Source organism: Streptomyces sp. NPDC048643 (assembly GCF_040650615.1).
Taxonomy (GTDB): domain Bacteria; phylum Actinomycetota; class Actinomycetes; order Streptomycetales; family Streptomycetaceae; genus Streptomyces.
This window is the reverse complement of sequence record NZ_JBEZHO010000097.1, coordinates 1-10,891: the sequence shown is the minus strand read 5'-3', so window position 1 is coordinate 10,891 and position 10,891 is coordinate 1. Positions and strand designations below refer to the sequence as shown.

At 72.9% G+C, this 10,891-nt stretch carries 9 protein-coding genes; 2 read left to right on the top strand and 7 right to left on the bottom strand.

Going from position 1 to position 10,891, the window contains the following annotated elements; genetic code table 11:
- Nucleotides 1-148: 148 nt before the first annotated feature.
- From glgC to AB0C62_RS41775, 3 genes are all read right to left on the bottom strand, one after another.
- Entirely contained in the window at nucleotides 149-1,369 is a 1,221-nt protein-coding gene (gene glgC / locus AB0C62_RS41785) for a glucose-1-phosphate adenylyltransferase (protein ID WP_362982491.1), read from the bottom strand.
- An 82-nt stretch (nucleotides 1,370-1,451) separates the two neighbouring features.
- Nucleotides 1,452-2,603 carry a glycogen synthase gene (glgA, locus tag AB0C62_RS41780; RefSeq protein ID WP_362982493.1) on the bottom strand — a complete coding sequence of 384 codons (1,152 nt, stop codon included), beginning with the start codon at nucleotides 2,601-2,603 and terminating at the stop codon, nucleotides 1,452-1,454.
- Between the two features lie 128 nt (nucleotides 2,604-2,731).
- Nucleotides 2,732-3,463: a (2Fe-2S)-binding protein gene (locus AB0C62_RS41775; protein ID WP_362982489.1), complete on the bottom strand. Its 732-nt coding sequence runs from the start codon at nucleotides 3,461-3,463 to the stop codon at nucleotides 2,732-2,734.
- Nucleotides 3,464-3,688: 225 nt separating this feature from the next.
- Between AB0C62_RS41775 and AB0C62_RS41770 the strand changes: the two genes are divergently transcribed.
- Nucleotides 3,689-5,044, top strand: a complete 1,356-nt coding sequence (locus AB0C62_RS41770) for a DMT family transporter (RefSeq protein ID WP_362982487.1) — start codon at nucleotides 3,689-3,691, stop codon at nucleotides 5,042-5,044.
- Here the strand turns inward: AB0C62_RS41770 and AB0C62_RS41765 are convergent.
- Complete coding sequence (locus AB0C62_RS41765) at nucleotides 5,034-6,239, bottom strand: transglycosylase family protein (RefSeq protein ID WP_362982485.1); 1,206 nt, start codon at nucleotides 6,237-6,239, stop codon at nucleotides 5,034-5,036. The genes AB0C62_RS41770 and AB0C62_RS41765 overlap by 11 nt on opposite strands.
- Nucleotides 6,240-6,786: 547 nt before the next feature.
- Here AB0C62_RS41765 and gndA point away from each other — a divergent pair.
- Entirely contained in the window at nucleotides 6,787-8,226 is a 1,440-nt protein-coding gene (gene gndA / locus AB0C62_RS41760; protein ID WP_327408350.1) for an NADP-dependent phosphogluconate dehydrogenase, read from the top strand.
- A gap of 779 nt (nucleotides 8,227-9,005) precedes the next feature.
- Here the strand turns inward: gndA and AB0C62_RS41755 are convergent.
- From AB0C62_RS41755 to panD, 3 genes are all read right to left on the bottom strand, one after another.
- Nucleotides 9,006-9,758 carry an aspartate/glutamate racemase family protein gene (locus tag AB0C62_RS41755; RefSeq protein WP_362982483.1) on the bottom strand — a complete coding sequence of 251 codons (753 nt, stop codon included), beginning with the start codon at nucleotides 9,756-9,758 and terminating at the stop codon, nucleotides 9,006-9,008.
- Nucleotides 9,758-10,102, bottom strand: a complete 345-nt coding sequence (locus AB0C62_RS41750; RefSeq protein ID WP_362982481.1) for a GNAT family N-acetyltransferase — start codon at nucleotides 10,100-10,102, stop codon at nucleotides 9,758-9,760. The genes AB0C62_RS41755 and AB0C62_RS41750 overlap by 1 nt, the downstream gene beginning before the upstream one ends.
- A gap of 67 nt (nucleotides 10,103-10,169) precedes the next feature.
- Nucleotides 10,170-10,589, bottom strand: a complete 420-nt coding sequence (gene panD, locus AB0C62_RS41745; RefSeq protein WP_362982479.1) for an aspartate 1-decarboxylase — start codon at nucleotides 10,587-10,589, stop codon at nucleotides 10,170-10,172.
- Nucleotides 10,590-10,891 lie beyond the last annotated feature (302 nt).

Sequence of the window (10,891 nt, the reverse complement as noted above, 5' to 3'; positions counted from 1 at the left end):
GACCAGCAGCCCCTGGTCGACGGCCTGCGTCAGCTCGCTGATCTCGCCGAGGCGGTACAGGTCGCCGCCCGACTCGGTGAGTCGGGTACCCGCGGCCGTTCTGTGCACGTGCGGCGGCCGGGGTCCCGGGCTGCCGCGATCGACGGGGCTACGGCACGCGCTGGCCCTTGCCCAGCGCGATCACCCCGCCCTTGGAGACCGTGTAGAGGTCGGCGTCCCGCTCGGGGTTGACGCCGATCGTCGCGCCCGGCGGCACCTCGACGTTCTTGTCGAGCACGGCGCCGCGGACCACCGCGCCCCGCCCTATCTTCACGTTGTCGTGCAGGATCGACCCCTGCACGACCGCCCCGGGGTCGACGAGCACGCCCGGCGAGAGCACCGAGCGGGTCACCTGACCCCTGATCAGGGAGCCCGCGCTGATGATGGACTCGCTCGCGATGCCCCCGGCGTTGAAGCGGGCCGGCGACAGCTGACCGGAACTGGTGTAGATCGGCCAGTTGCGGTTGAACAGGTTGAAGGCGGGCCGCTCGGCGATCAGGTCCATGTGGGCGTCGTAGTAGGCGTCGAGCGTCCCGACGTCACGCCAGTAGCCCTGGTCGCGGGTGGTCTCGCCGGGCACGTGGTTGTCGCTGAAGTCGTACAGCTGGGCCTCGCCCCGCTCGGTGAGCGCGGGAAGGATCGAACCACCCATGTCGTGCACGGAGTTCTCGTCCTCGGCGTCCCGCTGGAGCGCCTCGATGAGGGCCTTCGTGGTGAAGATGTAGTTGCCCATCGACGCGAACACGCACTCGGGGTCGTCCGCGAGGCCCGGCGGGTCGGCGGGCTTCTCCAGGAAGCCCCGCACGGTCTGGCCGTCGGAACCGGGGCTGATGACACCGAAGGACGACGACTCGGAGCGGGGCACCCGTATCCCTGCCACCGTCACCCCCGCGCCGCCCTCGATGTGCTGCTCCAGCATCTGCCGGGGGTCCATCCGGTAGACGTGGTCCGCGCCGAACACCGCGACGTACTCGGGCTGTTCGTCATGGATGAGGTTGAGCGACTGGAGGATCGCGTCCGCGCTGCCCAGGTACCAGCGGGGTCCGAGACGCTGCTGCGCGGGGACCGGCGTCACATAGTTGCCGAGCAGGCTCGACATCCGCCAGGTGGTCGTGATGTGCCGGTCCAGCGAGTGCGACTTGTACTGCGTGAGGACGCAGATGCGCAGGATGTCGGCGTTGACGAGATTGGAGAGTACGAAGTCCACGAGGCGGTACGTACCGCCGAAGGTCACCGCTGGTTTCGCCCGGTCCGCCGTGAGCGGCATCAACCGCTTGCCCTCACCGCCCGCCAGTACGATTCCCAGCACCGAAGGTCCACCGCGCCGCATGCCGCCGCCCCTCTAAGCCCGGTCCGGCCGTCCCGGCTGTGCGGGTCCGGCCGTTGGTTCGAAAAATGCGCCTGCCCGACCACTACCCCGGTTTGAGGACTTCCTCGTACAACTGGACGGTCCTTCGGGCGACGGCGTCCCAGCCGAACTCCTCCACGGCGCGCCGCCGTCCGGCCTCGCCCATACGGCGGGCCGTCTCGGGCTCGGCGAGCACGGAGTCCAGGGCGGTCGCGAGGCCCGCCTCGAAGTCGTCGTCCAGGGGCACGAGTAGACCCGTCTCGCCGTCCTCGACGACCTCGGGGATGCCACCGACGCGCGAGGCCACCACCGCCGTCCCACAGGCCATCGCCTCCAGGTTGACGATGCCGAGCGGCTCGTACACCGAGGGGCAGGCGAACACGGCCGCGTGAGTGAGGAGTTGGATCACGTCCGGGCGAGGCAGCATCTGCGGGATCCAGTGCACGCCGTCGCGCACGGCGCTCAGCTCCTGGTACAGCTCGCGGAACTCGCGGTCGATCTCCGGGGTGTCGGGGGCGCCCGCGCAGAGCACCACCTGTGCGGCCGGGTCGATGTCCCGTACCGCGCGCAGGAGATGGGGCACGCCCTTCTGCCGGGTGATGCGGCCGACGAACAGGACGTACGGGCGGGCGGTGTCCAGGCCGATGCGCTCCAGGACGTCGGTGCCGTGGTCCGGGCGGTAGAGGGCGGTGTCGATGCCGTTGTGCACGACGCGCACCCGGGCGGGATCGAGGTCCGGGTAGCAGCCGAGGATGTCGTCCCGCATGGCCCCGGAGACCGCGATCACCGCGTCCGCGGCCTCGATGGCGGTGCGCTCGGCCCAGCTCGACAGGGCGTAACCGCCGCCGAGTTGCTCGGCCTTCCAGGGGCGCAGCGGTTCGAGGCTGTGGGCGGTCATGACGTGCGGGATGCCGTGCAGGAGCTTGCCGAAGTGCCCCGCGAGGTTGGCGTACCAGGTGTGCGAATGGACCAGTTCGCGGCCTTCGAGGGACGCGGCGATGGAGAGGTCCACGGAGAAGGTGCGCAGCGCGTCGTTGGCGCCGTCGAGCGTGGGCCACGGCCGGTGGCGGACCACCCCGCCGGCACCGCCCTCGCCCCAGCAGTGCACGTCGAGGTCCGTGAGGGCGCGCAACTCCCGCGCCAGGAACTCGACATGGACGCCGGCGCCGCCGTACACGTCCGGCGGGTACTCCCGGGTCAGCAGGCCCACGCGCACACAGAACCCCTGTCGTAGTCGGCAGATGCCCTTCATGGTCACTCAGTTGAGGCCGATGCGGAAGAGCGTGCGGGAAGTGGTTCCGCCGGCTTCGGGCGGGCGGGGTGCGCGGGGGCGGCTCGGATCCGTCAGCTCCGGCCGGGCGCGGGCCGTGGCGGGCGGTCGAAGCAGCAGTCGCCGCACACACCGCCGCCGGGCACCCGGTAGTAGAGGCAGCAGCTGCGGCGGCGCAGCGTCCGCGCATCGAGCGTGCCGGCGAGGTCCGGGTGCGCGAGCAGACCGGCGGCCAGCGTCCGGGCTCGTTCTCCCGCCTCCGGACGCCCGTGGCCGAGCGCCCATCGGTCGAGCTGGCGCACGGCTCCGGCCAGGCTGGAACCGGCGTTGCCCCACAGCAGGCCCGGCGACACGCGGTACCGGTCACGCAACGCGGCACCCAGCGGGACGAGATGCCCGGCGCGCACGACCTCGTCGAGTTCGGTCACGGGCCGGGCGCGGACCTCGGTCAGCCACAGGTCGTCCGGGGCGCCGGCGTCCGGGTCCCACCGGAGCAGGTCAGGATCGAGGTCGGGCACTCGCCCGTAGACGACGGCGGATCCCAGGGCGATGGACCAGAGTCGGGCCGCGAGCCCCTGCTGCGCCACCGACGCCGCGACGCGCGCCTCCGGCGCCCCGATACTCCTCGCGACCTTGTCGACACGGAAAATCATCGGATCCTCGTAAACCTCCCCGGGGGTGCCGCCTCGCGGTCGCGCGTAGGCCTGCGCGAGGGTCGGCAGGGGGCCGCGCCGGGGTACTCCGGTGCGTAGTACGAAGAAACCGCCGAGCGCGCCGAGCGCCGTCAGTTGGGGGTCGAGGTCCACGAAGACCAGTAGTACCAAGCCCCCTAGGGGGTACCACCAGTGGATCGCTCCGTGGTGTCGCCCACCCTGGGGAGGACAAGGCCCGATCTGTACTCCATCGGCAGTAGGACCCGATGGAGTCTCAGGGACGACGACGAGAACTAAAACGCGAGGCATCGTTGTTTCCATGGAAGCCGACCGTTCGTCGCGCCGGGTCAGCCCGCGCCGTTCGCAGAGGAGGGACTCATGAGTGCCCTCGCTCTGTCCGTGGTGCTCTCGTTCGTCTCGGCCGTCGCGTACGCGGGCGGCGCCATCATCCAGGAGCAGGTCGCGCTGACCTCTCCGGGTCAGGCCTACGCGCCGGTGCGCCGTCCCGGCTGGTGGGCCGCCGTGGCGCTGACCGGCGTGGGCGGACTGCTGCACGTGGTCGCCCTCGCGTTCGGCCCCCTGTCCCTCGTCCAGCCGCTCGGCGCGCTGACGATCGTCTTCGCCCTCCCGATGGCGGCCCTGTTCGTCGGCCGCAAGGCCGGAGCCGCCGCCTGGCGCGGCGCGATCATGGCCACGGTGGGTCTCGCGGGACTGCTGTCGCTGGTCGGTGCGTCCGACGCGAACTCCCTGAGCAGTGCCCAGCGTCTGGCGCTGGGCGTGGTGGCGGGCGGCTCGGTCGCGGCGCTGATGGTGGCGGGGCGCGCGGCGCACCGGCACCCGGCGGTGCGGAGCATCCTGCTGGCGGTCGGCGCGGGCATCGCGTTCAGCATGTCGTCGGTGTACACCAAGACCGTCGCCGTGGACTGGTCGCGGCACGTCTCGCTCGCGGACCTGTCGAGCCTCGCGGCGATCGGTGTCTTCGCGACCGCCGGCATGTTGCTCTCGCAGGCCTCCTACCGTGGCGCGGGCCTGGAGGCGCCGCTGGCCACACTGACGGTGGTGAACCCCGTCGTGGCGGCCGCGGTCGGCATCACGATGTTCGGCGAAACCTTCCGCTACGGCACGACCGGCACCGCGCTCGCCCTGGGCTGCGGTGTGGTCGCGGCGGGCGGTCTGATCCTGCTCACCTCGGAACGCATCAGCAGCGGTGCCGCGCGCTCGGGGAGCGGCACGAAGAAGTCGGCGCCGGAGACGGAGTCCCTGGCACGGGACGAGGTCGCGGGCCCGGCCGACGAGCCGGCGCCGGACGCCGTGCCCGTGTTCGGCCCGTCGCTCCCCGGCCCGGTCGGTCCCATCGGCCCGGTGGTCCCCTCGGACCTGGGCGCTCTCACGTCACTGACCGCCTCCGAGGCGAGCGTGCGGGAGCTGCTGGCGGGGCTGCCGGACCAGACCGGCGACGAGACCCTGTACCTTCCGGCGCCGCACAGCGCCGCGGGGATCGTGCCGGTGCCGACGGCGCAGCAGGCCGGCGGGACCGTGCTCGTGCCGGAGGCGCAGCCCGGTGGCGGCACGGCGCTGGTTCCGGCGCCGCTGAAGGCGGCCGCCCCCGCGGTCGACGCCGCCTTGAGGAAACCGGCGGCCAGGGACGAGTTGCCGTACCTGACCGCCATGCTCGGGGTGCCCTACGTGCCGATGCCGTTCGTGAACCACCACCGCACCCGCGTCAGATCCTGACGCCGCCCGCCCGGAGGTACGCCACCGGGTCGATGTCCGAACCGAAGCCGGGCCCCGTCCGCACCTCGAAGTGCAGATGCGGGCCCGTGCTGTTGCCCGTGGACCCGGAGCGGCCGAGCCGCTGGCCGGCCACCACGCTCTGGCCCGCCTTCACGGAGATCGCCGAGAGGTGGCCGTACTGCGTGTAGCGGCCGTCGGCGTGCCGGATCACCACCTGGTAGCCGAACGAACCGCCCCAGCCGGCGGTGACCACGTGCCCGGCGGCCACCGCCGCGACGGAGGTCCCGGTCGCGACCGGGAAGTCGACGCCCGTGTGGTAGCCCTTCGACCAGGACGACCCGGCCGCGCGGTACGGCGTGCCGGTCGCCGCCTGCACCGGGGCGACCAGCGAGTGCGACTTCCTGGGGGTCGTCGTGTGCGTGGAGGCCTTGTCGGCCGGGGCCTTCTTCGCCGGCGCCTCGGCGGCCTTCTTCTTCGCCGGGGCCGGGGCGGTGTGCGGGTGCGCGGGAGCGGGCGCCGTGCCGTGCAGGGCGAGGCGCTGGCCCGGCAGGATCAGGTCCGGGTCGGAACCGACGGTCGTCCGGTTCGCGGCGTACAGACCCTGCCAGCCGCCCTGGACGTGCCGCGAGCCGGCGATGCCGGACAGCGTGTCGCCGTGGACGACGGTGTACATCTCGGCGGTGCCGGCCTGCGACTGCGGTGTGTTCTGCGGTTTGACGTCCCGCACCGAACGCTGCGGCGCCTGCTTCGAGCGCTGGGCGGTCTGCGGGGTGCTCCGCGGCGTGGTGGCCGCCGGATGGACGTCGGGGGTGCCGCCGCCCCTGGTCAGCCCGCCGCGCACCGAGCACACCGGCCAGGCGCCGGGGCCCTGGCCCTTCAGCACCTTCTCGGCGATGGCTATCTGCTGGTCCTTGGTGGCCTGGTCCGCGCGGTGGGCGTAGGCCGTCCCGCCGTACGCGGCCCAGGTGGACTGGCTGAACTGCAGGCCGCCGTAGTAGCCGTTGCCGGTGTTGATGCTCCAGTTCCCGCCGGACTCGCAGGCGGCGACCTTGTTCCAGGTGCCGACATCGGCCGCGTGGGCGACTCCGGTCCCGACGAGCGGGAGCGCGATCCCCGCGCCGCCCACCGTGACGGTGAGTGAGGCACGGTTGATCCTGTTCGGCTGATACCGGCGGTGCCGACCGCGTACGGCCATGAGGGAGCCCCCCTAGACATGCGTCAGGAGCGGCAAAAGTAAGCGTTGGGAACAGGCCAGGACAAGACGGCAATCGGTCGCTCCCGAACGGCGGTTGACGGGTCGGGAGAGCGCCCGTCGCCCGATCCCGTCCGGCACGCCGGGTGACCGTCCCGGCTGCGGCCGGGAGGAGCCTCCTCGCCGTCCGTGGCCGGTGGGGATCGGATGCCCCGGTCGGACGAGGGGCCGGGGACGAGGTCACGGGCATGGGATCCGTGATCCGGGGGACGCGTTCCGGTGCGTGCGCGTCCCGTGCGACGGGCGGCCGAGGGCTCGGGGCCTGGCCGAAACCCGCCCTCCCGGTGGCACCCGGTTCTTCCGCGTGCCTCTGCGTGGACTCCGCCGACGCGTCAGGATGGCTCTGGGGCACTACTGACGAGCGGGACGGACGGCGAGGACGCACACGACCGACATGGGGACCTGTCGACACAGGACCCACCGATACGAGGACCTGTCGATCCCCTACTTCTTCCCGGCCACCCAGCGGAATTCCTAGGAGCCAAACCGTATGAGCACTTCAGCCCAGATCGGCGTCACGGGTCTCGCGGTCATGGGGCGCAACCTCGCCCGCAACTTCGCGCGCAACGGCTACACCGTCGCCGTGCACAACCGCACCGCCGCCAAGACGAACGCACTGGTGGAGGAGTTCGGCGACGAGGGCACCTTCGTCCCGGCCGAGACGGCGAAGGAGTTCGTGGAGGCGCTGGAGCGGCCCCGCCGCCTGGTGATCATGGTGAAGGCGGGCGACCCGACGGACGCGGTGATCCAGGAGTTCGCGCCGCTGCTGGAGCCCGGCGACATGATCATCGACGGGGGCAACGCCCACTTCGCGGACACCCGGCGCCGCGAGCACGCGCTGCGCGAGCAGGGCATCCACTTCGTGGGCACGGGCGTCTCCGGCGGTGAGGAGGGCGCGCTGCACGGGCCGAGCATCATGCCGGGCGGCTCGACCGAGTCGTACGCCTCGCTCGGCCCGATGCTGGAGAAGATCTCCGCCAAGGCCGAGGACGGTTCGCCGTGCGTCACGCACCTGGGCCCCGACGGCGCCGGGCACTTCGTGAAGATGGTCCACAACGGCATCGAGTACGCCGACATGCAGCTGATCGGCGAGGCCTACCAGCTGCTTCGTGACGTCGCCGGGTACTCCCCCGCGCAGATCGCCGACATTTTCCGCACCTGGAACACCGGCCGGCTCGACTCCTACCTGATCGAGATCACCGCCGAGGTGCTCTCGCACGTGGACGAGGCGACGGGCAAGCCGTTCGTCGACGTGGTCCAGGACCGGGCCGAGCAGAAGGGCACGGGACGCTGGACCGTGCAGATCGCGCTGGACCTGGGTGTGCCGGTCTCCGGCATCGCCGAGGCGGTCTTCGCCCGCTCGCTGTCCGGGCACGCCGACCTGCGCGAGGCCTCGCGCGGTCTCGCGGGACCGAAGGCGCAGCAGCTCGGCGAGGCGGAGGCGGCGGCCTTCGCGGACCGGGTGGAGCAGGCGCTGTACGCGTCGAAGATCGTCTCGTACACGCAGGGCTTCCACGAGATCACCGCGGGCAGCGACGAGTACGACTGGGACATCGACCTCGGTGCCGTGGCCTCCATCTGGCGCGGCGGCTGCATCATCCGGGCGGCCTTCCTCGACCGGATCCGCGCCGCCTACGACGCCCGCCCCGACCTGCCGAGCCTGCTGTCGGACGACACGTTCGCCCAGGAGATCGCGGCGGCCCAGGACGACTGGCGGGAGGTCGTCGTCGCGGCGACCCGCCAGGGTGTCCCCACGCCCGGCTTCTCCGCGGCTCTCGCCTACTACGACGCCCTGCGCGCCGAGCGTCTGCCCGCGGCCCTCACACAGGGCCAGCGCGACTTCTTCGGAGCGCACACGTACCGCAGGACGGACCGGGAGGGCTCGTTCCACACCCTGTGGGGCGGGGACCGGTCGGAGGTCGACGCGTAACCGCACCCGAGCGGACGGCACGAGGGACATCCCGCAACGGCCGAAGCCGCCACACCCGGTCGGGGTTGTGGCGGCTTCGGCCGTGCTTCGGGGTCAGCGGCCCCCGGAACGCGGCCCGCGCCCGGCGGGCCCGGCGCCCCTCAGGACAGCGGCCCGGGCTGCGGCTGCGGCTCCGGAACGGGGTCCGGACCCGGCGGCCTGGGCACCGGGGACGGTGAGGGGACGGGCTCCGGCCCCGGTACGGGCTCGGGGCCGCCCGGCCCGGGGGTCGGGTCGGGCCTCGGAGGCCCCGGCGTGGGGTCGGGGCCACCGGGGTCCGGCACCGGGTCCGGGAAGGGTGACGGCCCCGGCGGCTCGGGGCTCGGCCCGGGAGTGGGCCCCGGCGGTACGGGGTCGGGATACGGCTGCGTCATGGCGGTCCTCCAGCCATTCGGTACGTCGGCCCTGGACTGTTCCCCGCGTACCCAGCAGCCGACCATGCACTCACCCCGTCGCGCGAGGGATGCGGGCCAGGTGGGGCAATGGGGGCTGCGGGGAGCGGGACGCGGGGATGACCGGCGGGGCGGCTGGGCGGTGGGGGCGGCTGGAGGCCGGGGAGGGACTGGAGACCCGGGAGGCGGGCCGAAGGCGTCGGCTGGTCGACACATGAACCATGTCGACGGGGCGCAGAGGTCGTGGTGACCGTGCGTGGTGGCCCTGGCCGTCGCGCAGGGCCACCGCCGGCGAGCGGCACTCCGGGGCTGGTTACGGGCACCGGGGCGTCCGGCGGTGCCGGTCGCTCAGCGCAGGGGGCGACGGTCCCGGGGCGAGCCCGGGTCGCTGGTGCCGGTCCAACCGGGCCGCGACGGGCACTCGGCTGCGGATGCCGCGGCCGCCAGACCTGGGCGGGGGCTCGACAGCACCGGGATCGCCGTGGTGGTCAGGCCCTGTGCCGGTGTCATGGACGCCTGGGCGAGGACGATCGCGTCGGCGCCGGTGACCGCGTCGGCGGCGTCGGCCACCGCGCGGGCGCAGCCGTCCGTGTCGCCCGCCTCGAACAACGCGAACGCGCCGTCGACGAGCACCGTACGGACCTCGACGGGCCGACCGGCGCGGCGGGCCTCCTCCTCGACGAGGGCCACCGTCGGCTCCAGGGTGCTGGCCACCGTCGCGAGGACGACGACCCGCGGGCCGGCGGCGACCGCCGCGGCGGCCATGGGCCGGTCCACGCGCAGCACGGGCACCCCGACGTCGGTCCGTTCGGCGACGGCGCCGATGGTCGAACAGGTGCACAGCACGACCCGGGCACCGTCGGCGACGGCCTCGCCGAGCAGCGCCCGGACGTCGTCGGCGACCGCGTCGGGGCCTTCGCGCCGGGCGCGCGCCAGCAGGTCCTCGGCGACGAGGTGCCGCAGGTCCAGGCCCGGGTGGTCCTCGTCGCGCAGGGCGTCGAAGACGGGGATGTGCGCCGGGGAGGTGTGCAGCAGCGCGAGCGGTCCGGACGACGCGGGAAGGGGTGCTCGGGACTCCGCCGGGGGCGGCGTCCCGGACATCAGAAGCGTCCGGGGTGTGCCTTGAGCCGCTCCAGCGCGGCCTGGCGCAGCGCGGGGTCGGCCGCCGGAGCCTCCTCGGGGTGGCGCTCCGCCCACTTCACGACGTACGGGCAGAGCGGCGCGACCACGATGCCCTCGCGGGCGGCGATGCCGTACAGCTCGCGGGCGAGGGAGCCGGCGATGCCGTGGCCCTCGTGCTCGGGCTCCACGATGGTGTGCACCGGGACGAGCGCGCGGGCGGGCTCCTCCAGGACGAAGTACTCGATGTGCCCGACCACCTCGTCGCCGGCGAACGCCTCAAGGCGTCCGGCCGGCCGGTCGTCGCGGATCTCGATGTCGCTCACGGCCACTCCTCGGGTCCTCGGTTCCAGGTGCTGCGGCGCCGCCGCCCCGTGACACGGACGCCGTGGTTCAGACGGTGACGGCCTGGGGGCTGCGCTGCTGGTCCGAGCCCGGGACCGGCTCGGACGGATCGGCACCGAGGGAGACGATCCGGTTGTCGCGGTCCACGTGCACGACCCGCGGCCGCAGCGCCCGCGCCTCGGCGTCATCGACCTGAGCGTAACTGATGATGATCACCAGATCACCGGGCTGCACGAGATGGGCGGCAGCTCCGTTGATCCCGACGACCCCGGACCCGCGCTCCCCCTCGATGACGTACGTCTCCAGACGGGCGCCGTTGGTGATGTCGACGATGTGGACGAGCTCGCCGGGCAGCAGATCGGCGGCGTCGAGCAGATCGGCGTCGATGGTCACGGACCCGACGTAGTGCAGGTCGGCCTGGGTGACGGTGGCACGGTGGATCTTGGACTTGAACATGGTGCGCAGCATGTCGGACTCCTGAAAGACGGCTCCCTGCCTGCTTTTTGCAGGTCAAGGGCTGTTTCCCTACCTTACAACGGGTCGCGTGCCCGGGTGGCGTTCCTCAGGTTGTCCGGGACTCGTGCCGACCACTCGCCGACGTCGGAGGTGCCGGTGCCGGCGGGTCGGTGCTTCCGCGCACCCCCTGGCGCATCGAGACTCCGCTGCCGCCCACGCGAGACGCTCGGCCGGGGCCCGCTTGATCATCGACTCGCCGAGGTCGCCGAGCGTGGCGCTGGCCGCGACCGCTAGGCCGATGACCAGACCCTGCC